The organism is Hominenteromicrobium mulieris (assembly GCF_046197855.1).
Lineage (GTDB): Bacteria > Bacillota > Clostridia > Oscillospirales > Acutalibacteraceae > Hominenteromicrobium > Hominenteromicrobium mulieris.
Map to the genome: position 1 here is coordinate 2,963,381 of NZ_CP173188.1, position 26,685 is coordinate 2,990,065.

At 50.4% G+C, this 26,685-nt stretch carries 29 protein-coding genes and 2 pseudogenes; 29 read left to right on the forward strand and 2 right to left on the reverse strand.

The window, feature by feature from the left end:
- Positions 1 to 224 precede the first annotated feature (224 nt).
- Both ACI0CA_RS14620 and ACI0CA_RS14625 read left to right on the forward strand, forming a co-directional pair.
- The gene (locus ACI0CA_RS14620; protein ID WP_308450114.1) at positions 225 to 1,499 is read left to right on the forward strand and encodes an MFS transporter; all 1,275 of its coding nucleotides are present in this window, start codon (positions 225 to 227) and stop codon (positions 1,497 to 1,499) included.
- A 105-nt stretch (positions 1,500 to 1,604) separates the two neighbouring features.
- Positions 1,605 to 1,769 (forward strand): hypothetical protein, encoded by a 165-nt coding sequence (locus ACI0CA_RS14625; protein ID WP_446807016.1) that lies wholly within the window; start codon positions 1,605 to 1,607, stop codon positions 1,767 to 1,769.
- A gap of 5 nt (positions 1,770 to 1,774) precedes the next feature.
- On the opposite strand, the gene ACI0CA_RS14630 is transcribed toward ACI0CA_RS14625, so the two are convergent.
- Positions 1,775 to 2,821 carry an alpha-L-fucosidase gene (locus tag ACI0CA_RS14630; RefSeq protein WP_395591451.1) on the reverse strand — a complete coding sequence of 349 codons (1,047 nt, stop codon included), beginning with the start codon at positions 2,819 to 2,821 and terminating at the stop codon, positions 1,775 to 1,777.
- A 1,079-nt stretch (positions 2,822 to 3,900) separates the two neighbouring features.
- On the opposite strand from ACI0CA_RS14630, the gene ACI0CA_RS14635 reads away from it, so the two are divergent.
- The 19 genes and pseudogenes from ACI0CA_RS14635 to ACI0CA_RS14725 all read left to right on the forward strand — a co-directional run bounded on the left by ACI0CA_RS14635 (position 3,901) and on the right by ACI0CA_RS14725 (position 17,214).
- Positions 3,901 to 4,269: a nuclear transport factor 2 family protein gene (locus ACI0CA_RS14635; RefSeq protein ID WP_147513982.1), complete on the forward strand. Its 369-nt coding sequence runs from the start codon at positions 3,901 to 3,903 to the stop codon at positions 4,267 to 4,269.
- A 713-nt stretch (positions 4,270 to 4,982) separates the two neighbouring features.
- Entirely contained in the window at positions 4,983 to 5,192 is a 210-nt protein-coding gene (locus ACI0CA_RS14640; protein ID WP_395506880.1) for a helix-turn-helix domain-containing protein, read from the forward strand.
- A gap of 72 nt (positions 5,193 to 5,264) precedes the next feature.
- A complete protein-coding gene (locus ACI0CA_RS14645; RefSeq protein ID WP_147609751.1) occupies positions 5,265 to 5,786 on the forward strand; it encodes a DUF5720 family protein in 522 nt (173 codons plus the stop codon).
- A 170-nt stretch (positions 5,787 to 5,956) separates the two neighbouring features.
- Positions 5,957 to 6,853 (forward strand): DUF6017 domain-containing protein, encoded by an 897-nt coding sequence (locus ACI0CA_RS14650; protein WP_395506881.1) that lies wholly within the window; start codon positions 5,957 to 5,959, stop codon positions 6,851 to 6,853.
- Complete coding sequence (locus ACI0CA_RS14655; RefSeq protein ID WP_446806677.1) at positions 6,854 to 7,345, forward strand: PcfB family protein; 492 nt, start codon at positions 6,854 to 6,856, stop codon at positions 7,343 to 7,345.
- On the forward strand, positions 7,342 to 9,099 hold the full coding sequence (locus ACI0CA_RS14660) for a VirD4-like conjugal transfer protein, CD1115 family (RefSeq protein WP_446806676.1): 1,758 nt from the start codon (positions 7,342 to 7,344) through the stop codon (positions 9,097 to 9,099). The genes ACI0CA_RS14655 and ACI0CA_RS14660 overlap by 4 nt, the downstream gene beginning before the upstream one ends.
- Before the next feature lie 36 nt (positions 9,100 to 9,135).
- Positions 9,136 to 9,264 (forward strand): annotated as a pseudogene (locus ACI0CA_RS14665) (Maff2 family mobile element protein); the annotation flags it as partial.
- Between the two features lie 216 nt (positions 9,265 to 9,480).
- Entirely contained in the window at positions 9,481 to 9,858 is a 378-nt protein-coding gene (locus ACI0CA_RS14670) for a GntR family transcriptional regulator (RefSeq protein ID WP_035394499.1), read from the forward strand.
- Positions 9,859 to 9,860: 2 nt separating this feature from the next.
- Positions 9,861 to 10,721, forward strand: a complete 861-nt coding sequence (locus ACI0CA_RS14675) for an ABC transporter ATP-binding protein (protein WP_005933713.1) — start codon at positions 9,861 to 9,863, stop codon at positions 10,719 to 10,721.
- A complete protein-coding gene (locus ACI0CA_RS14680) occupies positions 10,718 to 11,365 on the forward strand; it encodes an ABC-2 transporter permease (RefSeq protein ID WP_118014177.1) in 648 nt (215 codons plus the stop codon). The genes ACI0CA_RS14675 and ACI0CA_RS14680 overlap by 4 nt, the downstream gene beginning before the upstream one ends.
- 21 nt (positions 11,366 to 11,386) lie before the next feature.
- Positions 11,387 to 11,554 carry a DUF6440 family protein gene (locus tag ACI0CA_RS14685; protein ID WP_005933716.1) on the forward strand — a complete coding sequence of 56 codons (168 nt, stop codon included), beginning with the start codon at positions 11,387 to 11,389 and terminating at the stop codon, positions 11,552 to 11,554.
- Between the two features lie 151 nt (positions 11,555 to 11,705).
- The gene (locus tag ACI0CA_RS14690; protein WP_006555732.1) at positions 11,706 to 12,149 is read left to right on the forward strand and encodes a sigma-70 family RNA polymerase sigma factor; all 444 of its coding nucleotides are present in this window, start codon (positions 11,706 to 11,708) and stop codon (positions 12,147 to 12,149) included.
- Entirely contained in the window at positions 12,142 to 12,342 is a 201-nt protein-coding gene (locus ACI0CA_RS14695; RefSeq protein ID WP_006858003.1) for a helix-turn-helix domain-containing protein, read from the forward strand. Before ACI0CA_RS14690 ends, ACI0CA_RS14695 begins: the two co-directional genes overlap by 8 nt.
- A 581-nt stretch (positions 12,343 to 12,923) precedes the next feature.
- Positions 12,924 to 13,319 carry a plasmid mobilization protein gene (locus ACI0CA_RS14700; RefSeq protein ID WP_118014179.1) on the forward strand — a complete coding sequence of 132 codons (396 nt, stop codon included), beginning with the start codon at positions 12,924 to 12,926 and terminating at the stop codon, positions 13,317 to 13,319.
- Positions 13,291 to 14,916, forward strand: coding sequence for a relaxase/mobilization nuclease domain-containing protein (locus ACI0CA_RS14705; RefSeq protein WP_308450129.1), 1,626 nt, complete (start codon positions 13,291 to 13,293; stop codon positions 14,914 to 14,916). Before ACI0CA_RS14700 ends, ACI0CA_RS14705 begins: the two co-directional genes overlap by 29 nt.
- On the forward strand, positions 14,906 to 15,292 hold the full coding sequence (locus ACI0CA_RS14710) for a cysteine-rich VLP domain-containing protein (RefSeq protein WP_117659801.1): 387 nt from the start codon (positions 14,906 to 14,908) through the stop codon (positions 15,290 to 15,292). Before ACI0CA_RS14705 ends, ACI0CA_RS14710 begins: the two co-directional genes overlap by 11 nt.
- A gap of 130 nt (positions 15,293 to 15,422) precedes the next feature.
- Positions 15,423 to 16,169: a replication initiator protein A gene (locus tag ACI0CA_RS14715; protein WP_270485290.1), complete on the forward strand. Its 747-nt coding sequence runs from the start codon at positions 15,423 to 15,425 to the stop codon at positions 16,167 to 16,169.
- Positions 16,166 to 17,020: an ATP-binding protein gene (locus ACI0CA_RS14720; RefSeq protein WP_446806675.1), complete on the forward strand. Its 855-nt coding sequence runs from the start codon at positions 16,166 to 16,168 to the stop codon at positions 17,018 to 17,020. Before ACI0CA_RS14715 ends, ACI0CA_RS14720 begins: the two co-directional genes overlap by 4 nt.
- Positions 17,017 to 17,214, forward strand: coding sequence for a transposon-encoded TnpW family protein (locus ACI0CA_RS14725; protein ID WP_009320846.1), 198 nt, complete (start codon positions 17,017 to 17,019; stop codon positions 17,212 to 17,214). Before ACI0CA_RS14720 ends, ACI0CA_RS14725 begins: the two co-directional genes overlap by 4 nt.
- 61 nt (positions 17,215 to 17,275) lie before the next feature.
- On the opposite strand, the gene ACI0CA_RS14730 is transcribed toward ACI0CA_RS14725, so the two are convergent.
- Positions 17,276 to 17,815, reverse strand: coding sequence for a DUF3795 domain-containing protein (locus ACI0CA_RS14730; protein WP_055246193.1), 540 nt, complete (start codon positions 17,813 to 17,815; stop codon positions 17,276 to 17,278).
- A gap of 213 nt (positions 17,816 to 18,028) precedes the next feature.
- On the opposite strand from ACI0CA_RS14730, the gene ACI0CA_RS14735 reads away from it, so the two are divergent.
- From ACI0CA_RS14735 to ACI0CA_RS14770, 8 genes and pseudogenes are all read left to right on the forward strand, one after another.
- Positions 18,029 to 19,639, forward strand: a complete 1,611-nt coding sequence (locus ACI0CA_RS14735; RefSeq protein WP_118128098.1) for a recombinase family protein — start codon at positions 18,029 to 18,031, stop codon at positions 19,637 to 19,639.
- 90 nt (positions 19,640 to 19,729) lie between these two features.
- Positions 19,730 to 19,822: pseudogene (locus ACI0CA_RS14740) on the forward strand (Maff2 family mobile element protein); the annotation flags it as partial.
- A 20-nt stretch (positions 19,823 to 19,842) separates the two neighbouring features.
- On the forward strand, positions 19,843 to 20,712 hold the full coding sequence (locus tag ACI0CA_RS14745; protein WP_248834914.1) for a VirB6/TrbL-like conjugal transfer protein, CD1112 family: 870 nt from the start codon (positions 19,843 to 19,845) through the stop codon (positions 20,710 to 20,712).
- 14 nt (positions 20,713 to 20,726) lie between these two features.
- Complete coding sequence (locus ACI0CA_RS14750) at positions 20,727 to 21,161, forward strand: PrgI family protein (protein WP_308449824.1); 435 nt, start codon at positions 20,727 to 20,729, stop codon at positions 21,159 to 21,161.
- Entirely contained in the window at positions 21,079 to 23,508 is a 2,430-nt protein-coding gene (locus ACI0CA_RS14755) for a VirB4-like conjugal transfer ATPase, CD1110 family (protein WP_412364210.1), read from the forward strand. Before ACI0CA_RS14750 ends, ACI0CA_RS14755 begins: the two co-directional genes overlap by 83 nt.
- Complete coding sequence (locus ACI0CA_RS14760) at positions 23,501 to 23,674, forward strand: hypothetical protein (RefSeq protein ID WP_308449825.1); 174 nt, start codon at positions 23,501 to 23,503, stop codon at positions 23,672 to 23,674. The genes ACI0CA_RS14755 and ACI0CA_RS14760 overlap by 8 nt, the downstream gene beginning before the upstream one ends.
- Entirely contained in the window at positions 23,667 to 24,689 is a 1,023-nt protein-coding gene (locus tag ACI0CA_RS14765; protein WP_308449826.1) for a DNA cytosine methyltransferase, read from the forward strand. Before ACI0CA_RS14760 ends, ACI0CA_RS14765 begins: the two co-directional genes overlap by 8 nt.
- Positions 24,686 to 26,665, forward strand: coding sequence for a C40 family peptidase (locus tag ACI0CA_RS14770; protein ID WP_395506889.1), 1,980 nt, complete (start codon positions 24,686 to 24,688; stop codon positions 26,663 to 26,665). The genes ACI0CA_RS14765 and ACI0CA_RS14770 overlap by 4 nt, the downstream gene beginning before the upstream one ends.
- Positions 26,666 to 26,685 lie beyond the last annotated feature (20 nt).

Sequence of the window (26,685 nt, forward strand, 5' to 3'; positions counted from 1 at the left end):
TTGAATTGGGGCTTTTTCTGAAAGAGAAAACCCTGTTTGATTCTATTGTACTATATTTCCTTGGTAAAATCAACATGGATTTGGCTTTTACGCCGCATTTTTTTTGGAATGTCTTTCGGCAGATGTATGAAATTTTTGTGGTTTTCCGTCAAATTCACGGTAGAATTTCGCCGGGCCTTCCGCTATAATGAAAGTTAGCATTTTATTAAAGGCGGTATAATTAAATGGAGAAGACCCAAAACTTTAAAAGCACCGTGTTTGCCTGCTACCGCGGGTATATCACGCAGGGCATTGTGAACAATCTCTCTCCCCTGTTTTTCGTGCTGTTCCAAAACAAATTCGGCATTTCGTATTCGCTGATTTCGGCACTTATTCTGTGCAACTTTGTGACGCAGGTCATCACGGATGTGCTTTCCGTTAAATACGTAGACCGCATCGGCTACCGAAAATCGGCGGTCATCGCACACGCGCTGGCGTTTTTAGGTCTTGTGATGCAGGGCACGCTGCCGAATGTGCTGCCTGCGCCGTATGTGGGTCTTGTCCTTGCGACGATTGTGAACGGCGTGGGCGGCGGCCTGATTGAAGTTATCATCAGCCCGATTGTCGATTCCTGCCCGGGAGACGCGAAGGCCTCCGCGATGAGCCTTTTACATTCGTTTTACTGCTGGGGACAGGTAGGTGTGGTGCTCATCACGACGCTTTTGCTGCGCTTGATCGGCGAGGATCTGTGGTTTATCATCCCGATTTTGTGGTCTTTGCTGCCGCTTTATAATTTATTCCGTTTCCTCAAGGTGCCGCTGATGCCCACCGTGCCGGAGGAAGAGAAAACACCGCTCAAAACGCTGTTTACCTCGAAAATTTTCCTCGTGGCACTGCTTTTGATGCTTTGCGCGGGCGCGAGCGAGCTTGCCATGAGCCAGTGGAGCTCGCTGTTTGCGGAGCGTGCGCTCGGCGTGACGAAGGTCATCGGCGACCTTTTAGGGCCGTGCCTGTTTGCGGTGTTTATGGGCATCGGCAGAACAATCTATGGCGTGTGGGGCGAGAAAATCCATTTAACGGGCGCGATGGTATTCTGCGCCGCACTGTGTATTTTGTGCTATCTCGGTACGGCTTTATTTGAAAACCCGTGGCTTTCTCTGCTTTCATGCGCGCTGTGCGGCTTTTCCGTGAGCCTCATGTGGCCGGGCACGTTTTCGCTGACTTCCGCTGCATACCCGAAGGGCGGCACGGCGATGTTCGGCATTTTGGCGGTGTTGGGCGATGTGGGCTGCTCTGTGGGCCCGGCATTGATGGGCGCAGTGAGCGGCGCGGTTTCCGGCAATGCAAAAATCGCCGCATCTTTCCCGAATCTCACTGCGGACCAACTCGGTTTAAAGAGCGGTATGCTGTTTTCCTCGGTTTTTCCGGCATTTATTTTAATCGGCGTTCTGTTGCTCACACGGTTTCATAAGGCTGCGAATAAAAAGCCAAGCCCCAAAGCGGACTTGAGCGAAGAATAGTTTTCAGGCAACAGATAGAGAAAAAGTGCAATGCAAATCTCTTGCATTTGAATTTGCAAGGGATAAATTGTTGCACTTTTGCCAGATTGCTACCAAACAGAATTTGTGAATGCAAATCTCAAAGCAGTTTGCTTCCTGCACGCTTTCTATCCTGCGGCCTGTGTCAGCACACACGCTGTTGTGCTTTGCGACATGAACGGCAGACAAATGCCGCTCTCACCTGCGCCGACCAGCAGCTCCGTGCTGTTTTCGCAGGCGACCTATACATAAGATACTCACCGTGACAGTTGGGTTTCCAGCTCGCGAACGCGGCGAAGAATATCGACGGAATAGGACGGAATACGGCCGAGCGCATCGGGACCGACGTTCAAAAGGTAGTTTACACCCATGCCGTTGAGCTTCTGCTTGTTTGCAAGGATCTGCTCGGGTGTTTTCCAGTTGTGGTCGTAGTATTTGAAGCCCCATGTGTCGTTCAGCGTGGCCGCGGTCTCATAGAGGTTATACGGCGAATACTTGAAGCCGAACAGATCGTTCATGGACTGCATGTCCCCTGCGCGTTCTTTCGAGATCTCTGCCGGACGCTCTGCGGGAATCTCGTTATCGCCGAGAGAAACGTAATCATACACGCCGTTGCCGAGGCGAGAGTTCACAAGGCAGTCCGGCTGATACTGCTTCACAAGGTCGTAAAGCTCCTGACTCTGCGCCTTTGTCATCACGCCCGGGGTATCGAACCAGATCAGGCAGATGTCGCCGTATTTTGTCATGATCTCCTTCACCTGCGGCTTGATCTTCTCGTTAAAGCAGATGGAGTAGTCTTTGTTGTCTGCACCGGGGAAATCCCAGTTGTTATACCACGCCGTGCCTGCGCAGCCGGTGGTTTTGTCGTAGCCGCCGCCGTGCGGGTGGTGCCAGTCAAGCTCCTGCGAATAGTAAAGCCCCAGCTTTAAACCGTGCTTGTAGCAGGCTTCCGCCAGCTCTGCGATGAGGTCTCTTCCAAATGGCGTTGCTTTTTTGATGTTGTATGCATCGCAGTCGGAATCAAACAGCGCAAAGCCCTCGTGGTGCTTAGAGGTAACCACAAAGTAGGTCATGCCGCATTCTTTTGCAAGCTTTACCCACTCCTCCGCATTAAAATAAACAGGGTTGAACGCACCCGCAAGCTGTTCCATTTCGCGGTTCGGGATGGCAAAGGCGGACTGGATCCATTCACCGTAATCATAAGGCGTGCGGCGCCCTCTGTACTCACCGGCGAGCATGGAATAGAGTCCGAAGTGGACCATCATGCCGTATTTCGCTTCGCGAAACCATTCGATATTGTTCATGTCTTTTCTGCACGGCTGCCGACGAAAAAAATTGCGCAGCCGTGCTTCCTCCTTTGAGAATTTTTTATGTACCCTATTATAGCATACGGAACCGAATCTGTCTTGCTGTTTCTTTTTTATACAAGCGAAAAAAGCCATGCAGCGTGCTATACTGAAAATGAAGACAAATCAAAGCGGAAAAACCGGAGACATAGTATGGCGGAATATGTAGATATTGTAGATGAGAACGGGATCCCCACAAGCGAAACGGTAGAGCACGAAACGGCGCACGCAAAGGGCTTTCGGCACCGCACCCGCGCTTGACGCAAAAGCACTTGCGAGCCTGCTTGCCAGCAATCCCGAACTACTCAAAAAGGCTTTGGAGTCTGTCCTGCTTGCAATAACACCTGAGTTTATTAGCGAAGCGCAAATTAGCAAACGGACTGAAAACCGAATGAAAATACGTCGATAATGCAGTGCGTATTAGCAAAATGCTAACTGTGGAAATACAGAAAAAGTGATTGGTCTTGACCACAAAATGCCAAACCTGTGATTAGCAATTAGCAAGCAGCCAACCACAACAGAAAATAAAAGCCGAAAAGCCCGATTTTACTAGGCTTTTCCGAAATTATAGTGTTAATCATTTCTTTTTTTGAAATCTGCTAATATTATGCCGTTTTTCCATTCGTTTTAGCAAGGTATTAGCAAACGCAAAGATTTTTGGGGAACATCATTAAGTTAATAGGATACTCGTTACGAGTGCTAATTCACAGTTGAATTTTTTGTTCTTTTTATATTAGTATAAATAAAATTTAACTTAAATAAGTCATAGAGATATCTGTATTCAGTTTTCAAAATACACAAAATACAAATGAAAGGCTTCCATTTTCGTGGTTCGGAATTAACTCCTTCACTTGTTTGAACCGGGAGGGCGTTTTTGGGGGTGTTTTTTCAAAATTTCTTGAAAAAATTTTTTGTAAACAAAAAGCCGCCTATTTCCCTCGTAATCGAGGTCAATAGACGGCGGGTAGAAATATTCATAATTTTGGTGTATAATAGGAAATTAAGAGAAAGATAAATTTGAATTTGTGGAGGATAATATGAAAGTAGATGTCATTAAGAAATATTTTCAGTCTTGGTTAGATAACGATGTTGAGATTGTAAAACAGACTTTTTCTGAAAATGCTTTGTATAGTGAATGCTATGGACCTGAATATCATGGCTTATCACAAATTGTAACATGGTTTGAAAATTGGAATAATAAGGGACAAGTATTGGAATGGACAATCAAACGAATATTTGAGCAAAACCAAACGTTAATTGTTGAATGGTACTTCAGATGTAATTATGATGGTAAGATAGATGGCTTTGATGGTGTTACAATAGCAGATTTTGATAAGGATATGAAAATATTAAAATTATGTGAATTTCAGTCGAAGGCAGAACACTACTATCCATATGAATCATGATCTAAATTCCAGTTTGTCGAACTTACTCTAAATTAGCAAAGACCGCTTACAAAAGTGTAGGCGGTCTTTTTTCGTGTTTAGATATATTTGATTTTGAGCTTTCTTTTCTTGGCTGAAAGCACCTTGCAAAGAATATCATCTACTGCGTCCGTGTATCTGCCTTGTGCTATCAGGCTGTTCTTCAAACGGATAAGTGATTGCAACACTCTCCTGTATTCTTCATCGGAGCAGAGAGGGTATTTTCATTAGCAAAATTGCGAAAACCCTGCCGATTTTTATTAGCAAGCAGTCCACCTGAAAGGCGGACGACATTAGTCCCAATTTCCATTAGCTGACGGAGGATTTGCTAATGAGGTTTTCTGCATTTTTCAGTTTCATTGTCTTTGAACTAAAATAAAAAAAGCCGAAAAGCCCGATTTTACTAGGCTTTTCGGCTGTGCTTTTGGCACCCCCTGCGAGAATCGAACTCACAACTAACCCTTAGGAGTATGGCTTACCATGTGATACACGGTTCGGATGTAACTTCCAATATCATCCCTTACGCAGAATGACTTGTAGTAAACGAACTTTATGATGCAAAACACCTATTCTGACGCAGTTTTATGTGTCCGTTGGGTGGTCCTATTAGCAAATTCTTAGCAAGAGGACACCCAGCCAAAGCCGATTGCTACTGCCATTCTTCACTCCCTTAGTCAAAATGACAAGGCAAATACATGGAGATTACTATGGACAAGAAAGAGAAAAAGTCACTGCCGGAACCGCGCACATATACCGTGGAACAGATTGCGGCTATGCTCAACATTGGCCGCACAACCGCATATCAGCTCGTCAAGCAGGAGGAGTTCAGGATCGTCCGCATAGGAAATGCGATCCGCGTCTCCAAGAAATCTTTTGACGAGTGGCTGGAAAGTTTGGAATTGTGAATATCGCAAGAAACGCCGTAGGCTCAAAAAACCTATGGCGTTTTTTTATACCCATTTTGAAGGAGGCTGGCAATGAAATTGACAGAAGCAGAAATGAGGATGGTGTTTCAGATTGAAAGTACCAATCAGAACGCTGCCCTGAATGAGATTTACATGACATGGCGCTACGCGCCGAACCCGGCAACGAAAGAAACGGCGGAAGGCCTTCTGGACAAGCTCCGTCCCCTGTCGGATCAGGAGTGCATGGATTTGATCCGCAAGGTGCAGGCCGAATACCGTCTGCCGGAGAAAGCCCGCACCATCGGGGAAATGCTGGCAGAGGCCAGACAGCAATCCGGGGCGCAGAAGTTATCTGGTCATGACATTATGGCTTTGGAGCGTTTCGACCCGGCAACCAGACACATGATCGTCTTTGATGTTCTTACCCATGACTCGCCTGTTGGCTGGAAGGGTGAGAAAATGCGCCTGTTCCTGACTGACGCCGGATACAGTAAGGCTTTGGAAAATCAGGAAAAGGGGCATATCAAAATCCGCAACCATGCGAAGGTGCTTTCCGGCGATCTCCACTATGACCATAAAGACCGTGAGAGGTAGCCGCCCTAAAAATGTATCAAAATCAGTGGGATATCTTCTGTTTCTTCCTCTGTAGCTTGCGTTCTGAACAGGGCGTGGATGTTTTCCCATGTGGGAGGCTATGGAGGCGTACAGACGGATAAACCGCTTAAAATCAACACTTTTTATTTTCACAGGAAGGAGGTGTGAAGATGGCTGTTTTTCGTATTGAAAAGACCCGTGATTATACGGTCATGTCGAACCATCACTTGAAAGATCGAACGCTGACCCTGAAATCCAAAGGGCTGCTGTCCATGATGTTGTCGCTCCCTGACGAGTGGAATTACACCACCAGAGGTCTTGCGGCGATCTGTCGGGAAGGTGTGGACAGCATCGGTGCGGCGTTGAAGGAGTTGGAAACCCACGGGTATATCCGGCGCACCCAGCTTCGGGATGAAAAAGGCAAGATCACGGATACCGAGTATGTCATTTACGAAATGCCTCAGTGCGAGCCGCCGTCAAGCCCAGGTACGCCTTTACCGGGTACGGCAAAGCCATATACGGAAAACCCGGATATGGGTATCCCGGATACGGCGGAACCGTGTACGGAAAACCCCGCACAATTAAATACTAATCAAACAAAGACTGATTTATCAAGTACGGAGATATCAAATCCTATCCCATCAAATCCCCCTACCCCCACAGGGGCAAGGATGGGAACGGATCAGATGGGAGCCAGAGAATGTTATCGTGAAGTGATTTTGGATAACATCGAGTACAGCTATCTGGTGCAGGACAATCATATCGACTGTGAGCAGCTTGACGAGATTGTTGACCTGATCGTGGATACCGTGTGTTCTGCCCGCAAAGTCATCCGCATCGCCGGAGACGATTATCCGGCGGAGGTGGTAAAGTCCCGGTTTATGAAGCTGGACAGTTCCCATGTTCAGTATGTCATGGACTGCATGAAGGACAACACCACCTATGTCCGCAATATCAAGAAATACCTTCTGGCGGCGCTGTATAACGCCCCGACCACCATCAACAGCTACTATTCTTCCTTGGTACAGCACGATATGTACGGGGACGGGCAAAGGGGGCGAGGCTAAATGCAGGAGGAAGTAACGCGGGGCGCCGTAACGCTCATTGTTGACGGAGCCAAGCTAAGTGAGCAGGTCTTTGAAAAGGCCGTCAAAAAGTTCCTGGAGAAAATCCAGAAAAGCCAGAAGCCCAAAATCTACCGCGGCAGGCAGAGCCTTAAACAGCTTGCCAGCCAGAACGCAGGTCTTGCCAATATCGAGATCAGCGACAAGAATATCAAGGCTTTCTCCCGTGTGGCGAAGAAATACCATGTGGATTTTGCCTTGAAGAAAGACACCTCCGCAGAGCAGCCCCGTTACCTGGTCTTTTTCAAAAGCCGGGACGCGGATGCCATCACAGCGGCGTTTCAGGAGTTTGCCAGCCGGAAAATGAGCCGTGAGGAAAAGCCCTCCATCCGGGAGCGGCTGACCCAGGCGAAGGAACAGGCGGCAGAGAAAACGAAACACCGTACCATTGACCGGGAGAAAGTAAAGGTCAAAGATCGGAGCGTGCAGAGATGAATATGAAAAAAATGTTTTTGCTGAACCTTCCGTATCTTCTGTTCGTGTATCCCTTCGATAAGCTGGCACAGGCTTTCCGGCTTGCGCCCGGCGCTGACCTCTCCGGCAAGCTGCTTTCTATCGGGGGCGGCTTCACGGCAGCACTTTCCTCCCCGTGGCTCAGTTTCCATCCCACGGACCTGCTGATCGGCATAGCCGGTGCGGTTGTCCTTCGTATGGCGGTCTACCTGAAAGGCAAGAACGCTAAGAAGTATCGCCACGGGATCGAGTATGGTTCTGCCCGCTGGGGTACGGCGGCGGATATCGCCCCCTACATGGACAAGGACTTTTTCCAAAACATCCCCATGACGCAGACGGAACGGATCACGATGGCGAGCCGTCCAAAGCAGCCGAAGTATGCCAGAAATAAAAACATTCTGGTGATCGGCGGTTCCGGCAGTGGCAAGACGCGGTTCTTCTGTAAGCCGTCGCTGCTGCAAGCCCATTCGTCCTATGTCTGCACCGATCCGAAAGGAACCTTGCTGCCGGAGATCGGCACTTTCCTGGAACGGAAGAAATACCGTATCAAATGCCTCAACCTGATAAACTTCCGAAAATCCATGAGATACAACCCACTGGCCTACATTCGATCAGAGAAGGATATCTTAAAGCTGGTGAACGCCCTGATTATGAACACGAAGGGCGAAGGCGAAAAGTCTTCGGAAGATTTCTGGGTCAAAGCGGAGCGCCTCTATTATTCCGCGCTGATCGGCTACATCTGGTACGAGGCCACGGAGGAAGAAAAGAACTTCATCACGCTTCTGGACCTTATCAATGCCAGTGAAGCCAGAGAGGATGACGAAACCTATCAAAGCCCGGTGGACCTGCTCTTTTCTCAGTTGGAAGAACGGGAGCCGGACCACTTCGCCGTGAAGCAGTACCGCAAATTCAAAATGGCGGCGGGCAAAACCTTAAAATCCATCCTCATTTCCTGCGGTGCCCGGCTTGCTCCCTTTGATATCAAGGAGCTGCGGGACCTGATGGAGTATGACGAACTGGAACTGGATACCCTGGGCGACCAAAAGACGGCGCTGTTTGTGATCCTGTCAGATACGGACAGCACTTTCAATTTCGTGGCCGCCCTCATGTATAGTCAGCTTTTCAATCTGCTCTGCGACAAGGCGGATGACTTCTACGGCGGGCGGCTGCCTGTCCATGTCCGTTTGATCCTGGACGAGTTTGCCAACATCGGCCAGATACCGAACTTCGATAAGCTGATTGCCACCATCCGAAGCCGTGAGATATCGGCTTCTATTATTTTGCAGTCGCAGAGCCAGTTAAAGACCATCTACAAGGATGCGGCAGATACCATTGTCGGTAACTGTGACAGCACTTTGTTTTTGGGAGGCAAGGAAAAATCCACGCTCAAGGAAATTTCGGAACTGCTGGGGAAAGAGACCATTGATCTCTATAACCAGTCCGAAAACCGGGGCAGCCAGGTTTCCCACGGCCTCAGTTATCAGAAATTAGGAAAGGAGTTGATGACCCAGGACGAATTGGCAGTGATGGACGGCGGCAAGTGTATCTTCATGCTGCGGGGCGTGCGTCCGTTCCTTTCGGACAAGTACGACCTCACCCGGCACCCGAATTACAGATACACGGCCGACGCCGACCCTAAAAATGTCTTTGACATGGAACGGTACATGAAGAAGCAGCGTGCCGTGGTAAAACCCACGGACACCTTCGATGTGTACGAGATTGACGCAACAACTTAACCCAAAATCAAAAACATTTTTTAGGAGGATTATTTTATGGAATTTTTCAACAGTGCAGTTGGTGTTTTGCAGACTCTCGTAGTGGCCCTGGGCGCAGGTCTTGGTATCTGGGGCGTTATCAACCTTCTGGAAGGTTACGGCCAGGACAACCCTGCTTCCAATGCTCATGTGCCATAAAGTAACACACAAGAAGTTGATAGACAACAGCCCGTTATTCCGTAAAAATTTCAAAGTAGAATTTCATGGAAGCCATACAAATTGTGTGGCTTCTTTTGCTTAATAAGCAAAGATAAATTTTCTAATACCCTATTGACAAAAGCGTTTGCCTTGAATATAATGTACTTGTACGATAAGTACATTATAGAACAAAGGAGGGGCGTTGTGGAAATTATCATAAGCAGTAATACGAGCAAGCCAATTTATGAGCAGATAACTTCACAGATAAAAGCCATGATTATGAGTGGCGAGTTAAAAACCGGCGATCCTATTCCCTCTATGCGGGCGCTGGCAAAGTCCATTCATGTGAGTGTTATTACCGTTCAAAAAGCGTATGAAGATTTGCAAAGGGACGGTTTTATTGAAACAACGGTAGGCCGAGGAAGTTTTGTGTCGGCACAGAACAAAGACTTTTATCAGGAAGAACAGCAGAGATTGGCCGAAGAACATTTGCAAGAGGCCGCCGATATTGGGCGGATAAGTGGAATATCGTTGGAAAAACTGATTGAATTACTGACGATATTTTATCAAGAGGAGGATTAACTATGAACGCTATTTTGCAGGTTGAGAACTTGACAAAGCAATACGCCGATTTCAAGTTAGACCATGTTTCGTTTTCGGTTCCGAAAGGAACAATCATGGGGCTTATTGGCGAAAATGGAGCCGGAAAAAGCACAACTATCAATGCTATTCTTGATTTAATTCATAAAGATGATGGAACAGTTACTTTTTGGGGGCAGGAATTATCGTCCACAAAACAAATCAAAGAGGATGTTGGCGTAGTGTTTGACGGAATTAACTTCTATGAAACGCTCACTCCGGCCAAAGTCGGGAAAATTGCTGGTGCTGCCTACAAACAGTGGGACGGCCATCTGTTTCAAGACTATCTAAAGCGGTTTCAACTTCCAGCGGATAAGGAAATTAAATCTCTGTCCAAGGGAATGAAGATGAAGTTGTGTATTGCCGTCGCCCTTTCCCATAACCCCAAGCTACTGATTTTGGACGAAGCGACAAGCGGCCTCGACCCTGTAATGCGTGATGATATTCTTGATGTATTTCTTGAATTTGTTCAGGACGAAAATCATTCCATTTTGATGTCCTCGCATATCACAACAGATTTAGAAAAAGTCGCAGATTACATTACATTTATCCATCAGGGCAAGGTTCTTTTTTGTAAAACGAAAGATGAACTTCGTTATAACTATGGTATTATCCGCTGTGGCGCAGCACTGTTCGACCAGCTCGATAAAGCGGAAATTCTGGCTTACCGCAAAGATGATTATCAATGGAATGTGCTGGTAGCTGACAAGGAAAAAGCCCGGAGGAAATATAAAAATGCCGTAGTGGACGACGCAACAATCGACGATATTCTGCTGCTGTATGTGAAAGGAGAGCAAGCAAAATGAAAAGTCTTGTTTTGAAAGATTTATTTAATATCGGCCACAATGCGAAATCTATGCTATTCATCCTTGTGGTTTTTGCCGTTGCGCTTATTCCGTTTTCCGGCGTAGAAGGCTATATTTTTGTATGTGCGATTTTGTGCAGCATGATGATTGTAACAACCTTTTCTTTTGATGACAGTTCTAAATGGACACGGTATGCTATGATAATGCCAGTTTCCAAGAAAGAATTGGTTGCTGGAAAATTTATGGTGCTGGCTATCTTCTGCGCCATTGGCAGCCTCTTTGGGCTGATTATTGGTTTTATCGGTGGCCTAATCACAGATAAAATCGTACTCGACATAGTAGGGATTGGAGAGCTTCTGTTTTTGACACTCGTTGCATGGGTAATCTCCCTTATTTTTGGAAGTATGTCAATTCCTCTTGTGTTCAAGTTTGGCGCAGAAAAAGGCCGTGTTCTGCTATTAGTATCATTCCTCATTCCGGCAGGGATTTGCTTTGGAATATATCAGCTTCTTACTATGCTGGGAGTTGCATTGACAGACCAGATTGTATTTATTCTTCTCTGCTGCTCACCGCTTCTGGCGTTGGCATGGTGCTATGTGATGTATCAAATCAGTTATCGCATTTTTGTAAAGCAAGAGCTTTGATTTCTATTGGGAGGTATCTATATGGGAAGCAGAAGATTTGAAATTACTGAAACCGCAGGAAGTGTGAAAGGCTTTTATGTGGTAGTGGACAGAGAAACCGGGGTCAATTACCTTGTGGCAAAGTTTGGAACTGGCGGGGGTATTTGTCCCTTGATTGACAAAGACGGAAAACCGATTATCAGCGAGTAGCAAAGCCAGCCGAGCCAGTCAACGGTCAAGATAAACAGCGCATACTGCGCTGCCGTTGACAGCCCCGCCCGCCTTTGCAGATAGGCAATCAAGGGGCGACAGCAAGGAGTGCTGCCGCCCTTTCCCATAATCGAAGAAAGGGGGATTTTCCATGACTGAATACGAAGCCTATCAAGAACATATCCGCTATACCCATGATACCTATTGCCGGATTGTTATTCGCCATGCGTCCTTTGACGCTGCCCGTATGCTGGCGGCGAGATGGAAACGGGAAATCTCCCTTGAATATCTGACCGAAGAAAAGTTTGTCCAACTAAGCACCACAGACGAGTATTTTCAAGTGCCGGACTATGGCGAAACTTATCCGTTCTCTGTCCGGGGGCAGACGATACTTTTAGATAGCTGTTCTCTTGCGGCTGCTCTTGCCCGATTGCCGGAACAGACGCAGGAAGAAATCTTTTTGTACTACTTTCAGCACTTGACGCAGAAAGAAATCGGAGAACAAAGCGGCTGGACACGCAGCACAATCGGGCGGCATATACGGCTTGCCTTGAAGCGGCTGAAAGAGGAAATGGAGGTGCTGTCCCATGAGTAACCGACTTCTCCCCTATGACACTATCATAAAGGCACATGAGGGCGACCCCATAGCGATACAAGCCGTCCTTGACCGATACGCTGGATATATCCGCTACTTCTCTAAGATGAACGGCTATTACAACTCTGATATGGAGGACTACATCAGAACAAAGCTGATTGAAAGCCTGTTCAAGTTCCGGCTTGACCGATAACATAGAAACTGAATATCCCGCCGCCCCGCAGCGGCACATGAAGCAGTAAATCCGAAAAAGATTTGCTGCTTTTTTTGCGCTCATTTTTGGCAAATTTCCAAAAGTTCCGTATTAGATAGTGAAACCAAAAAATGCCGTTTTTTTTAGACAGCGGGCAAAACGCAGCTTCCGAAACGCCTTATTGTCGGGAAAGACCGAGCCGCCGGAAAAGTTCTTGCCGGAAAGTCCGTCATTTTTGCTTTTTGCGGTGTTGTAGGGAGTAAGGGAAGAACGCCAGCCCGCAGCCTTTTATAAAAAAGCTGGTTGCGATTTCCTGAAAAAGTGGCAGTAGGAAGTGAGTGGCAGTCTGGCAGTTTCTTAGAGCAAGATTCTACCGCAGTACCAAAATTCGCTTATCGCTCATTTTGCCCCTGCGGGAATCTTGTTGGAGAGTGCCTTCCCCAAACCCTGCCATGTGGCTTACGCCGCTTAAAAATCCCTCAAAATATTTTTTCGGATTTTTCAAAAACAGTTCCGCTTCACACCCTGTTTTTCTCCTATTAGTGAGAGGACACCACGCACAGAAAGGAGGTCAACCACCTATGAAACGATACAACACGCCGCACCGCAGCCGGGTAGTCAAGACACGCATGACCGAGGAAGAATACGCCGAGTTTGCGGAAAGGCTTTCTGCCTACAACATGAGCCAAGCCGAGTTTATCCGGCAAGCCATAACCGGGGCAGCCATACGCCCCATCATAACCGTTTCCCCCGCCAATGACGAGCTGCTTGCCGCTGTCGGGAAGCTGACCGCCGAATACGGCAGGATCGGCGGCAACTTAAACCAGATAGCCCGGACGCTAAATGAGTGGCGCAGCCCCTACCCGCAGCTTGCAGGGGAGGTACAGGCAGCGGTTTCCGACCTTGCTGCCCTAAAGTTTGAAGTCTTGCAGAAAGTGGGTGACGCTGTTGGCAACATTCAAACATATCAGCTCTAAAAATGCCGACTATGGCGCAGCGGAAGCCTACCTCACATTTGAGCATGACGAGTTTACCATGAAGCCCACCCTTGATGAAAACGGGCGGCTGATACCGAGGGAGGACTACCGCATTTCTTCCCTCAACTGCGGGGGCGAGGATTTCGCTGTTGCCTGTATGCGGGCGAATCTCCGCTATGAGAAAAATCAAAAACGGGAAGATGTGAAAAGCCACCACTATATCATCAGCTTTGACCCACGGGACGGGACAGACAACGGCTTGACCGTAGACCAGGCGCAGGAGCTGGGCGAGAAGTTCTGTAAAGAGCATTTCCCCGGACACCAAGCCCTTGTATGCACCCACCCGGACGGGCATAACCACAGCGGCAATATCCATGTGCATATCGTCATCAACTCCCTGCGAATTTATGAAGTCACGCTTCTGCCCTACATGGACAGACCAGCCGACACACGGGAGGGCTGCAAGCACCGCTGCACCAATGCCGCTATGGAATATTTCAAGTCCGAAGTCATGGAGATGTGCCACCGGGAAAATCTGTATCAGATTGACCTTTTGCATGGCAGCAAGAACCGAGTGACCGAGCGTGAATACTGGGCGCAGAAGAAAGGGCAGCTTGCCCTTGATAAAGAGAACGCCGCCAGAGAAGCCACCGGACAGCCGACCAAGCCCACCAAGTTTGAAACGGACAAGGCGAAGCTGCGCCGGACGATACGGCAGGCACTTTCCCAAGCTACCAGCTTTGACGAGTTTTCTTCCCTTTTGCTGTGGGAGGGCGTGACCGTCAAGGAGAGCCGGGGGCGGCTTTCCTACCTCACGCCGGACAGGACAAAGCCTATCACAGCCCGGAAGCTGGGGGACGATTTTGACAAGGCTGCTGTCCTTGCCCTGCTCACACAGAACGCCCACAGAGCCGCCGAACAGACCACAGCCATACCCGAATACCCCCACACACAAAAGGGACGCTTGCGGGAGGAAAAAACCACAAAAACTACCCCGGCAGACACCACCTTGCAGCGCATGGTTGACCGGGAAGCAAAGCGAGCCGAGGGCAAGGGCGTAGGCTATGACCGCTGGGCGGCAAAGCACAACCTAAAGCAAATGGCGGCTACCGTTACAGCCTACCAGCAGTACGGCTTTTCTTCCCCGGAGGAATTGGACGAAGCCTGTTCTGCCGCCTATGCCGCCATGCAGGAAAGCCTTGCAGAGCTGAAGCAGGTGGAAAAGACGCTGAACGGGAAAAAGGAGCTGCAACGACAGGTGCTTGCCTATTCCAAGACCCGCCCTGTCCGGGACGGGCTGAAACAGCAGAAAAACGCCAAAGCAAAATCAGCCTACCGTCAGAAGTACGAAAGCGACTTTATCATAGCAGACGCAGCCGCCCGCTATTTCAGGGAGAACGGCATTTCCAAGCTGCCGAGCTATAAAGCCCTGCAAGCAGAGATTGAAGCCCTTATCAAAGAGAAAAACAGCGGCTACAACGATTACCGGGCAAAACGGGAGGAATACCGCCGCTTGCAGACTGTCAAGGGCAATATCGACCAGATTTTACGCCGGAGCGAGCCGCAACGCAGAAAGGAGCAGAGCCATGAACGGTAATATCCCCCGCATGGACTACCGCCAGTACCGGGCAGCCCGCCGCCTTGTGCATGAGTGCTGCAACTATGACAGCGGGAATTGTCTGCTGTTGGAGGACGGCGAGCCTTGCGTGTGTGTGCAGAGTATCAGCTATTCGCTGCTCTGCCGCTGGTTTACTGCCGCTGTCCTGCCCCTTGATGAAGCACTGGAGGCCGCCCTCATGCGCCGGGAAAGCCGGAAACGCTGCGCTGTCTGCGGGGCGTTCTTTGTCCCCAAATCCAACCGGGGGAAATACTGCCCGGACTGCGCCGGACGCATGAAGCGGATAAACGCCGCCAAACGGAAGCGGAAACAAAGGGAGAAATGTCACGCTTTAGGGCATTTCAAACCCGCATAAATCAAGGCTTTTTTGGAGGGTGTCAAAGGGTGCGTGATACATTTATCCTTTTCCCCCGAAAACGCCCCCTAAAAGCGTAACAGAACCCATAGACAGACACCACAAGGAGGTGAACCCTATCGCTGATTATATGACCGCAGAAACGGAGCTGCCCGCTTACCTGCCTTACCCCCGTTTCCTGCTGAAAATGGACATATCCCACACCGCCAAGCTGCTGTATGTGCTGCTGTTAGACCGTTCCACCCTTTCGCAGAAGAACGGCTGGCAGGACAGCGAGGGACGGATATACATTGTCTACCCCATAGCAGAGATAGCGGAAATGCTGGATAAAGGCTGCACCACCATAAAGGGCGCACTGAACGAACTGGACGCTGCCGGGCTGCTGGAACGCAGACGGACGGGCTTTTCTGCCGCCAACCGTCTGTATGTGAAAGTGCCGCCTATTCCAGTGGTACAGTTTTCCGACCAACTGACGGACGGAAAACCGACCCTCATAAGGGCGGGAAACCGACCAACTGACAGCCGGAAAACTGACCTTATGACGGTCGGAAAACCGTCCCCTAACCAAACTAATATAAACAACCTAATAGAGAGCCAAACAAAAAGAGCGAGTGAGGGGCAGCCCCCTGCCGCTTATGGCAGATATAAAAATGTATTCCTTTCTGACGCAGAACTTTTGGAACTGGAACAGGACTTCCCCGGCAAGTGGGAGTATTACCTTGACCGGCTTTCCTGCCATATCGCTTCCACTGGGAAGCAGTACCACAGCCATGCAGCCACCATTTACAAGTGGGCGCAGGAAGACGCTGCCAAAGGCAAGGCTGCCCCGAAACAGGGCATACCCGATTATTCATGCAAGGAGGGCGAGAGCTTATGAAAAACGAGATTGAAGCTATGATTACGGACATTACAGCCACTACCGCCGAAGCGGAGGACTACACAGGCGAGGACGGGCTTTTATACTGCGGCAAGTGCCATACGCCCAAAGAAGCCTACTTTGCAGAGGGAAAGACCTGTTTCGGGCGTGACCGCCACCCAACAGACTGCGACTGCCAGCGAGCAGCCCGTGAAAAGCAGCAAGCCGCCGAAAGCCGACAGAAGCACCTTGAAAAAGTGGAGGACTTGAAACGCCGGGGCTTTACCGACCCTGCTATGCGGAACTGGACATTTGAGCATGACAACGGCAGAAACCCACAGACCGAAACCGCCCGCTTTTATGTGGAGAGCTGGGAAACCATGCAGGCTGAAAATATCGGCTACCTGTTTTGGGGCGGCGTGGGGACAGGAAAAAGCTACCTTGCCGCCTGTATCGCCAACGCCCTTATGGAGAAAGAGATTGCCGTCTGTATGACAAACTTTGCAACCATACTCAATGACCTTGCTGCCAGCTTTGATGGCAGGAACGAATATATTTCCCGCCTTTGCAGCTACCCCCTGCTGATACTTGATGATTTTGGTATGGAGCGAGGAACAGAATACGGGCTGGAACAGGTTTACAGCGTGATTGACAGCCGTTACCGAAGCGACAAGCCGCTGATCGCCACGACCAACCTCACGCTGGAGGAATTGCAGCACCCGCAGGACACGCCCCACGCCCGTATCTATGACAGGCTGACTTCCATGTGCGCCCCCGTCCGCTTCACGGGCAGCAACTTCCGAAAGGAAACCGCACAGGAAAAACTGGAACGCTTAAAGCAACTGATGAAGCAGCGAAAGGAGAGCCTATGACAGAAACGAAACAGACAAGCACCACCAAAACAGACCGCCGCCCGGACTGTGTAACGGAAATCCGCATGGGCAATTCCGTCCTTACCGTTTCCGGCTTCTTCAAGCAGGGCGCAACCGATACCGCAGCCGACAAGATGATGAAAGTGCTGGAAGCGGAGGCTGCTGCCGGACATACGCCACCGTTCAGCGCATAAGTGATGACATGGAAAAGCGGTCACGCCGGGGAGCATGACCGCTGGAATATCAGTAACAACTTTATTTTTTCCGAAGTTTCAACTCAATGCCTTTTGGAGCAGCTATATCCTGCAACAGTTTTGCGATAACAGAAGCCTGTTCTTTCTTCCCCATACTTTGAAAATCCTTATCGGATTTAACTGTTTGCAAGATATTTTCAATTTCTTTAATCGTTAAGAGATTGACTGCAACACAGAATAGATTTTTTCTGCGCCCGTCATTATAGTGTGACAAGAGGAAATCCAATAATTTGCGCTTTTCTTCCTGTTCAGCATTATAGGCGGGAATCCCTATCTGGCTGGCTTTTTCCATGTCATTCATTTGATTATGATGAGTTATAAAAGAATCAAAATCATCTATATGAGCGTATTTGTCACAAGGGAAGCTGGTACACTGAAAGCAATATTCGATTTTCCCATGTTCAATACTGCACTTTGCGATTTTACAACTTTGATTATCAACGCCGCAACCGGAACAATGCCCTGCCAAATTCATAGGACATAATTTACAATTTAGACCACAAAGAGAAAGGTACTGATTGTTACGGACAAACCCTTTCATTGTCACACCCCCTTGTATTGATTAGCTCCATTTTACCATAAGAACAAGAGTTTTTCTACTATGCAATCCCAATCATCTGCTACACAAAAAACGGCGATTTGACCGACCATAAAGAAGCAGATTTGACGCTTTTGCCGCTATACAGACAGCCGCCCCATGTGGTACAATCAAGGTACGGAATAGTGGGGCTGGCTGTCGGAAACGGAGGATTTTATGTTAAGACAGACCAACCAACAACCAATTACCGCCCTTTACCCAAGACTTTCCCATGAGGACGAGCTGCAAGGCGAAAGCAATTCCATTTCCAATCAGAAGCGTATCCTTGAAACCTATGCAAAGCAGAACGGCTTTTCCAATCTGCGCTGGTACACGGACGACGGTTATTCTGGTGCGAACTTTCAAAGACCCGGTTTCCAAGCCATGCTTGCGGACATTGAAGCCGGAAAAGTCGGGACAGTTATCGTAAAGGATATGTCGAGGTTAGGGCGAAACTACCTGCAAGTGGGAATGTATACGGAAATGATTTTCCCACAGAAAGGTGTCCGCTTCATCGCTATCAATGACGGAGTGGACAGCGCACAGGGCGACAATGATTTTGCCCCGCTGCGGAATATCTTTAACGAATGGCTGGTGAGAGATACGAGCAAGAAAATCAAAGCAGTAAAACGCTCAAAAGGCATGAGTGGCAAGCCCATCACAAGCAAGCCTGTGTATGGTTACCTCATGGACGAGGACGAAAATTTCATTATTGACGAGGAAGCTGCACCCGTAGTCAAGCAGATATACAACCTCTGCCTTGCCGGGAATGGTCCGACCAAGATAGCCCGTATGCTCACAGAGCAGCAGATCCCCACGCCGGGGACGCTGGAATACCGCAGGACGGGCAGCACCCGCCGCTACCACCCCGGCTATGAATGCAAGTGGGCGACCAATACCGTTGTGCATATCCTTGAAAACCGGGAATACACAGGCTGTCTGGTAAATTTCAAGACAGAAAAGCCCTCTTACAAAGTCAAGCACAGCGTAGAAAATCCCCCGGAGAAGCAAGTGATTTTCGAGAACCACCACGAGCCTATCATAGACACCCAGACATGGGAACGGGTGCAGGAACTTCGCAAGCAGCGCAAACGCCCCAACCGCTATGATGAAGTGGGCTTGTTCTCCGGCCTACTGTTCTGTGCGGACTGCGGCAGTGTGATGTATCAGCAGCGATACCAGACGGACAAACGCAAGCAGGACTGTTATATCTGCGGCAACTACAAGAAACGCACCCATGACTGTACGGCGCACTTTATCCGCACCGACCTCTTGACCGCTGGTGTACTCTCCAATCTGCGGAAAGTGACCAGCTATGCGGCAAAGCATGAAGCCCGGTTTATGAAGCTCTTGATTGAGCAGAACGAGGACGGGGGCAAACGCAGGAACGCCGCCAAGAAAAAGGAACTGGAAGCCGCCGAGAAACGCATAGCCGAGTTATCCGCTATCTTCAAGCGGCTGTATGAGGACAGCGTGACCGGGCGCATATCAGACGAGCGTTTCACAGAGCTGTCGGCAGACTATGAAGCAGAGCAACGGGAACTGAAAGAAAGAGCCGCCGCTATCCAAGCGGAGCTTTCCAAAGCACAGGAAGCCACCGTGAACGCAGAAAAGTTTATGAATGTTGTCCGGCGGCATACCAGCTTTGAAGAACTTACCCCTACTCTGCTGCGGGAGTTTGTAGAGAAAATCGTTGTGCATGAGTGCAGCTATGACGAGAACAAGACCCGCAGACAGGACATTGAGATTTATTATTCTTTTGTTGGCAAGGTGGACTTGCCCGAATAACCGCCTGACCTATCCGACACAATGCGCAAGTGCCGGATAGGAACGGCAAAATTTTTTACACTTCTATTACTTCTTTATCACACATTAGTAAAAAGCCAGGGTATGAAACAGTTGATGGCTGGCGGCGGTGTCGCCCTCATCGGCATCACCCTTGTACCTCTGCTCTCCGGCCTGTTCGGTTGATCGTCCGGCGGTGATCGCTTATGAGCGGCATACTCGACAAACTCGATGAATGGCTCCGAGGGCTGCTCATCGAGGGAATCACGGGAAACCTGTCGGGCATGTTCGATACGGTCAATACCAAAGTAGGCGAGATCGCCGGTGAAGTGGGCCAGACGCCGCTGGCGTGGAACAGCGGCGTCTTTTCTATGATCCGAAACCTCTCTGAAACGGTGATCGTTCCAATCGCCGGGGTTATCCTGACATTCGTAATGTGTTATGAGCTGATCCAGCTTGTGACAGAGAAAAATAATCTGCACGATGTAGACACCTGGATGTTCTTCAAGTGGATTTTCAAGACCTTCTGTGCCGTTCTCATTGTGACGAACACATGGAATATCGTCATGGGTATCTTCGATGTCGGGCAAAGCGTTGTGAACAGCAGCGCAGGCGTCATCATCGGGAATACCTCCATTGATATCAGCAGCGTCATCACGGATATGGAGGCGCAGCTTGAAGCCCTGGGTACGGGAGAACTGTTCGGGCTGTGGTTCCAGTCCCTTTTCGTGGGGCTTACCATGAATGCCCTTTCCATCTGTATCATGCTTGTCATCTATGGTCGCATGATTGAGGTGTATTTGACGACTTCCGTTGGACCGATCCCGCTTGCCACTATGACGAACCGGGATTGGAGCCATACAGGACAGAACTACTTGAAATCCCTGTTTGCATTGGCGTTCCAGGCATTTCTAATCATGGTGTGCGTGGGAATCTACTCTGTTTTGGTACAGAGTATCGCCACGGACGGAAATATCTCAGGCGCGATATGGGCCTGCATGGGCTACACGGTCCTGCTGTGCTTCGCCCTGTTCAAGACCGGCAGCCTCTCTAAGAGCCTGTTCGGAGCGCATTAAGGAGGCTTGATAAATTGGCGTATGTAACCATTCCAAAGGATTTGACGAAAGTAAAATCCAAAGTGCTGTTTGGGCTTACCAAACGGCAGCTTATATGTTTCGGAGCGGCGGCACTCATCGGAGTACCGCTTTTCTTTTTGCTCAGACGCACGGCCAGCAACAGTGCCGCCGCGTTCTGCATGATTATCGTCATGCTCCCGTTCTTTCTGCTCGCCATGTATGAGCGGCACGGCCAACCCCTGGAGGTAGTAGCCGGACAGGTCATCCGCTGTATGTTCCTGCGGACGAAGGAACGGCCTTACCAGACAAACAATTTCTACGCAGCCCTGGAGCGGCAGGCCCAGGCGGAAAAGGAGGTGAAAGCCATTGTTCAGAAAGCGAAAGCCAGAGCCGCAGGCACAGCAGGCGGCAAAACCAGCGGTAAAGCTGACCGCCGCAGAAAAGCGTGAGATCAGCCGTATCCTGGAAACCGCCAGAGGCGACGGCAAGGTACATTCCGCACAGGACACCTTACCGTTCCGCCAGATGTACCCGGACGGTCTGTGCAAGCTGGACGATCACACCTGGTCGAAGTGTATCGAGTTCGAGGATGTGAATTATCAGCTTGCAAAGCCTGACGACCAGACGGCGATCTTTGAAGCCCTCTGCGATATGTATAACGCCCATGACGCTTCTATCGGGATGCAGCTCTCCCTTGTGAGCCGCCGCATGAACCGGGAGGATTTTGTGAAGCGTATCGAGATCGCGGCGCAGGGAGATCACTTCGACCATATCCGTGAGCTTTACACACAAATGCTCCGCAAGCAGCTTGAACGGGGCAACAACGGTCTTATCAAAACAAAGTATCTGACCCTCACCATCGAGGCACGGGACAGCAAAACCGCACGGGCACGATTTTCCCGGATCGTCATGGACGCCCTCAACCATTTCAAGGTCATGGGCGCTCTGGCAAAAGAGCTTGGCGGCAAGGAGTGGCTGGAAATGCTCCACGGCATCCTGCACCCGGACGGGGAACGGTTTGCCTTTGAATGGAGCTGGCTTGCCCCTTCCGGCCTGTCGGTCCAGGATTTTATCGCACCTTCTTCTTTCCGCTTCGGTGAAGCAAGGAAGTTCACGATGGCGGATAAATTCTGTGCTGTGTCCTTTCTGCAGATCAACGCACCGGAAATGGATGACCGTATGCTCACTGAACTGCTGGATACGGACAGCGGGCTGCTTGTCAGCCTCCATATCCGCAGCATGGATCAGAACGAGGCGATCAAAACGGTCAAGCGGAAGATCACCGACATTGACAGTATGAAGATCGACGCACAGAAAAAGGCGGTGCGGGAAGGTTTCGATATGGACATCATCCCCACTGACCTTGCCACCTACGCAGGCGAGGCAAAGAATATCCTCCGTGACCTGCAAAGCAGAAATGAGCGAATGTTCCTGATGACCTTCCTGGTGGTAAATTTTGCAGACAGCAAGCAAAAGCTGGAGAATGATCTTCTCCGTGCGGCAAGCGTGGCGCAGAAATATAACTGTTCCCTGGTACGGCTGGACTTTCAGCAGGAGGACGGCTTCGTGTCGGCTCTGCCCCTGGGTGTCAACCGCATTAAGATACAGCGTGGGCTTACCACTTCGGCGGTGGCGGTGTTCGTTCCCTTCACCACACAGGAGATTTTCCACGGCGGCGAAGCTCTCTACTACGGGCTCAATGCCACTTCCGGCAACATGATCCTTGCTGACCGCAAAAAGCTGAAAACACCCAACGGCATGATCTTAGGCACACCCGGCAGCGGTAAGAGCTTTTCCGCAAAGCGTTCCATCGTGGGTGTGTTCCTGAACACAAAGGACGATATCCTGATCTGCGACCCGGAGGCGGAATATTTTCCGCTGGTGAACCGTCTGGAAGGACAGGTCATCAAAATCTCACCTACCAGCACGCAGTATGTGAACCCTATGGATATCAACCTCAATTACAGCGAGGATGATAACCCGCTGGCGCTGAAATCTGACTTTATCTTGTCGTTCTGCGAACTGGCGGCAGGTGGCCGGAACGGTCTGGACCCGGTGGAAAAGACGGTCATTGACCGTGCCGTGCGGATCGTATATCGCCCCTATATCGCAGACCCCCGCCCGGAGAATATGCCGCTGTTGGAAGATTTGTATGACGAGATCAAGCGGCAGCCGGAGCCGGAGGCACAGCGGATCGCGGCGGCACTGGAACTGTATGTGCATGGCAGCCTGAATGTTTTTAACCACCGTACCAACGTGGATATCAACAACCGCATTGTCTGCTTCGATATCAAGGAGCTGGGAAAGCAGCTCAAAAGCCTGGGTATGCTGGTGATCCAGGACCAGGTATGGAACCGTGTTTCCCAAAACCGGGATCAGGGTAAATCCACCTGGTACTTCGTGGACGAGTTCCACCTTCTGCTGCGGGGCGAGGTTGGTTCCTGGAGCGTGGAGATTTGGAAACGCTTTCGCAAATGGGGCGGTATCCCCACGGGAATTACGCAGAACATCAAGGACCTGCTTTCCTCCCCAGAGATCGAGAACATCTTTGAAAACAGCGATTTTGTGTACCTTCTGAACCAGGCCAGCGGAGACAGGAAAATCCTTTGCGAGCGCCTGAATATCTCCAACCAGCAGGCGGCACATATCAGCAACGCAGGCCCCGGCGAGGGGCTGATCTTCTTCGGCAATGTGATCCTGCCTTTTGTGGATGACTTCCCGAAGGACAATGAACTTTACAGCATTATGACAACAAAACTTGGTGAAACCGGGAAAGGAGAAAACGAACATGAGTGATCCCCGCTATTTGCATACGGAAGAAAAACAGGAGGGCGAAACCTTCTTTGATGTGATGAACCGGCTGATTGCCAGAAGCAAGACGGTCACGGCGGATATGGAGGCGGTTCTTACGGAGCTGGAAAGTGAGATCGAACCGTTCCGTGCACCGAAGGGTCATGAATAAACTGACCCATGTGAGCCTGTTTTCCGGCATTGGCGGTCTGGACCTGGCGGCGGAGGCTGCTGGGTTTGAAACCGTCTGCCAGTGTGAGTGGGCGGATTTTCCGCACTCCGTCCTCTCCGCACGATGGCCGGATGTTCCCAGGTTCCGGGATATCACTACTTTCACGAAGGAGGCGTTTTTTGAAAAAACAGGACTTGAAACAGTTACCGTCATCTCAGGCGGCTTTCCCTGTCAGCCCTTCTCCACCGCCGGAAAACGGAAGGGCTTTGCGGATGAACGCTACCTGTGGCCGGAAATGTGCCGCATTATTACCGAGCTGCGGCCCCGTTGGGTGCTTGGGGAAAATGTTGCTGGCTTCATCAATATGGGGCTCGACAAAACGATCTTTGACCTGGCAAAAGCGGGATACGCTGTTCTCCCATTCGTATTTCCGGCTTGCGGCGTCGGCGCATGGCATGAGCGCCAGCGAACTTTTATCGTCGCGGCTGATGTTTCCCACACCCCTTGCCTCCGACAACAACACCGCCAGGGACGCGGCAAGCCTGGATGTGTTCCTGGCGGACAATGGGATATTCCGCAAGAGGAACCGAAACGGGGCGATCTGGAGCCTCAGCCTGTCGGCGGCGGTATTCTATCTGACCCCGGTGGCGTCGGACGGTTTCCGCTCGACCTTGAAGCCGTCGGCCTTCGATCCGGCGAAGAAGGACGGGAACCTTTCAGCGCAGATCATCTCCCAGGAACGGCCGGTGTCCGAAACATCGGCGCTGAACCCGGATTGGGTGGAATGGCTCATGGGCTTCCCGAAAGGATGGACGGACGTATCCTCTGGACCGCCGAACCGGAAGGAATCCCCCGCATGACCGAGCGCATGGATGACCGTGCACTGCGGCTGAAAACTTTGGGCAATGCGGTCTGCCCGCCCCAGGCCTATCCCATTTTCCGCTATATCGCCATGATTGAGAATGGCACCTGCGGCGACTTTTGCCCCTATGGAAAGGAAGGTGACTGCCTATGAGGGAACTGAAAGCGACCGATAAGATCACGCAGAAAATGACCCGTGACGGTGCGGTATCGGAAAACCTTGCCACGGGAGAGGTGGAACATATCAGCAGCCGGGAACCGGAAACGGAGTTGTCCGCTTCTTCGGAAGAATCTGCTGGCACGGCTGCTGACCTTGCCCTGCGTGCGGCGGAGCACCATGAGAAGAAAACCGCACGAAAGGCGGAAAAGGCTGACACCCAGGCAGTGCGGGATGGTTCTGCCGCAAGGCAGCGCCCGTCCTCCCGCCTGCAATTTACCGAGGAAGAACGTGCCGATCCCATACTTGGAAAGTACATCGACCGTTCCGACCGTGCGGCGGACAAATTGGATGCGGCAAAAGCAGCCATCCCCACAAAGAAAGTCCTTCGCACCGAGCGTATTTTTGACGAGACAGCCGGAAAAGGCAAAACGCAGCTTCACTTTGAAGAAATGGAGAAACGCCCCAACGGACGCCTGCGGCACAATCCGCTTTCCCGGCCGGTCCATGAGATCGTCCACGCCGCCCATGCGAAGGTGCATGAGGTGGAACAGGAAAATGTGGGTGTTGAGGCCGGACACAAGGGCGAGGTGCTGACGGAACGCGGGCTTGCCTACGGAAAAGGCAAAGTCCGTGCCGCCGTCCACCATCACCGCACAAAGCCCTGGCGTGACGCGGCGAAGGCAGAGCAGGCTTCTTTTAAGGCAAACGCCGAATACCTTTATCAAAAGGCACTGCATGATGATCCTGCATTGGCAGCTTCTAACCCGGTATCTCGTTTTCTGCAGAAACAGCGGATCAAGCGGAACTATGCAAAAGAGCTGCGGCAGGCAGAGAAAACCGCAAAGAACACAGCGGCCACGGCGAAAAGTGCGGCGCAGAAAGCAAAGGACGCCTTCAAGGAAACATTCCTCTACATCAAGCACCATAGCCGGACGGTGCTGCTGGTGATCGGCATTGGCGCCTGTGTTGCTCTGCTGTTTGGCGGAGTTTCTTCCTGTTCCATGATGGCGGGCTCTGGCGTGGGTGGTGTATTTACTTCCTCTTATCTCTCCGAGGATGCGGATATGCTGGCTGCGGAGGCGGCCTACTGCGAGTTGGAGCAGGAACTTCAATATGAGCTGGACCACTATGAGACTCTGCACCCCGGATATGACGAATACCGTTTTGATCTGGACGAGATCGAGCATGACCCTTATGTGCTGATCTCCATTCTCACGGCGTTCCATGAAGGGGTGTTTACCATCGACGAGGTTCAGGAGGAACTGCAAATGCTCTTTGAAAAGCAGTACATCCTGACGCAGACCGTGGAGGTGGAGGTACGCTATCGGACGGAGACACGGACAGACAGCGAAGGAAACGACTATGACGTGGAAGTACCATACAACTACTATATTTGCAATGTGAAGCTGGAAAACTTCGACCTTTCCCATGTGCCGGTCTACATCATGGACGAAGAAACGCTTTCCCTGTATGCGGTCTATATGGCGACGCTGGGGAACCGGGAAGATTTGTTCCCAGGCTCCGGCTATGTAGACAAGTACACCAAACCGCCAACCACCTATGATATCCCGCCTTCCGCACTGGAAGATGAAACCTTTGCGGCGCTCATTACCGAGGCAGAGAAGTACATCGGATATCCTTATGTCTGGGGCGGCAGCAATCCCAACACTTCTTTTGATTGCTCCGGCTTCGTGTCCTGGGTGCTGACGCAAAGCGGCGTCTGCAATACGGGCAGGCTGGGAGCCCAAGGACTCTACAATATTTCCACCCCGGTATCCTCTGCCAACGCAAGACCCGGCGACCTGATCTTTTTCGTCGGTACTTACGATACACCGGGCGTTTCCCATGTGGGTATCTATGTGGGCGGTGGAAAAATGCTGCACTGCGGTGACCCCATCCAATATGCAGATATCAACACAAGCTACTGGCAATCCCACTTTTACGCTTTCGGGCGACCGCCCTACAACTAAAAAACGATATGGAGGTAATT

Excerpts from the sequence above, each read along its gene's own strand:
- ACI0CA_RS14620 (WP_308450114.1), top strand. The coding sequence starts at position 225 with ATGGAGAAGACCCAAAACTTTAAAAGCACCGTGTTTGCCTGCTACCGC.
- ACI0CA_RS14630 (WP_395591451.1), bottom strand. The coding sequence starts at position 2,821 with ATGAACAATATCGAATGGTTTCGCGAAGCGAAATACGGCATGATGGTC.
- ACI0CA_RS14635 (WP_147513982.1), top strand. The coding sequence starts at position 3,901 with ATGAAAGTAGATGTCATTAAGAAATATTTTCAGTCTTGGTTAGATAAC.
- ACI0CA_RS14640 (WP_395506880.1), top strand. The coding sequence starts at position 4,983 with ATGGAGATTACTATGGACAAGAAAGAGAAAAAGTCACTGCCGGAACCG.
- ACI0CA_RS14645 (WP_147609751.1), top strand. The coding sequence starts at position 5,265 with ATGAAATTGACAGAAGCAGAAATGAGGATGGTGTTTCAGATTGAAAGT.
- ACI0CA_RS14650 (WP_395506881.1), top strand. The coding sequence starts at position 5,957 with ATGGCTGTTTTTCGTATTGAAAAGACCCGTGATTATACGGTCATGTCG.
- ACI0CA_RS14655 (WP_446806677.1), top strand. The coding sequence starts at position 6,854 with ATGCAGGAGGAAGTAACGCGGGGCGCCGTAACGCTCATTGTTGACGGA.
- ACI0CA_RS14660 (WP_446806676.1), top strand. The coding sequence starts at position 7,342 with ATGAATATGAAAAAAATGTTTTTGCTGAACCTTCCGTATCTTCTGTTC.
- ACI0CA_RS14675 (WP_005933713.1), top strand. The coding sequence starts at position 9,861 with ATGAACGCTATTTTGCAGGTTGAGAACTTGACAAAGCAATACGCCGAT.
- ACI0CA_RS14680 (WP_118014177.1), top strand. The coding sequence starts at position 10,718 with ATGAAAAGTCTTGTTTTGAAAGATTTATTTAATATCGGCCACAATGCG.
- ACI0CA_RS14685 (WP_005933716.1), top strand. The coding sequence starts at position 11,387 with ATGGGAAGCAGAAGATTTGAAATTACTGAAACCGCAGGAAGTGTGAAA.
- ACI0CA_RS14690 (WP_006555732.1), top strand. The coding sequence starts at position 11,706 with ATGACTGAATACGAAGCCTATCAAGAACATATCCGCTATACCCATGAT.
- ACI0CA_RS14695 (WP_006858003.1), top strand. The coding sequence starts at position 12,142 with ATGAGTAACCGACTTCTCCCCTATGACACTATCATAAAGGCACATGAG.
- ACI0CA_RS14700 (WP_118014179.1), top strand. The coding sequence starts at position 12,924 with ATGAAACGATACAACACGCCGCACCGCAGCCGGGTAGTCAAGACACGC.
- ACI0CA_RS14710 (WP_117659801.1), top strand. The coding sequence starts at position 14,906 with ATGAACGGTAATATCCCCCGCATGGACTACCGCCAGTACCGGGCAGCC.
- ACI0CA_RS14715 (WP_270485290.1), top strand. The coding sequence starts at position 15,423 with ATGACCGCAGAAACGGAGCTGCCCGCTTACCTGCCTTACCCCCGTTTC.
- ACI0CA_RS14720 (WP_446806675.1), top strand. The coding sequence starts at position 16,166 with ATGAAAAACGAGATTGAAGCTATGATTACGGACATTACAGCCACTACC.
- ACI0CA_RS14725 (WP_009320846.1), top strand. The coding sequence starts at position 17,017 with ATGACAGAAACGAAACAGACAAGCACCACCAAAACAGACCGCCGCCCG.
- ACI0CA_RS14730 (WP_055246193.1), bottom strand. The coding sequence starts at position 17,815 with ATGAAAGGGTTTGTCCGTAACAATCAGTACCTTTCTCTTTGTGGTCTA.
- ACI0CA_RS14735 (WP_118128098.1), top strand. The coding sequence starts at position 18,029 with ATGTTAAGACAGACCAACCAACAACCAATTACCGCCCTTTACCCAAGA.
- ACI0CA_RS14745 (WP_248834914.1), top strand. The coding sequence starts at position 19,843 with ATGAGCGGCATACTCGACAAACTCGATGAATGGCTCCGAGGGCTGCTC.
- ACI0CA_RS14760 (WP_308449825.1), top strand. The coding sequence starts at position 23,501 with ATGAGTGATCCCCGCTATTTGCATACGGAAGAAAAACAGGAGGGCGAA.
- ACI0CA_RS14765 (WP_308449826.1), top strand. The coding sequence starts at position 23,667 with ATGAATAAACTGACCCATGTGAGCCTGTTTTCCGGCATTGGCGGTCTG.
- ACI0CA_RS14770 (WP_395506889.1), top strand. The coding sequence starts at position 24,686 with ATGAGGGAACTGAAAGCGACCGATAAGATCACGCAGAAAATGACCCGT.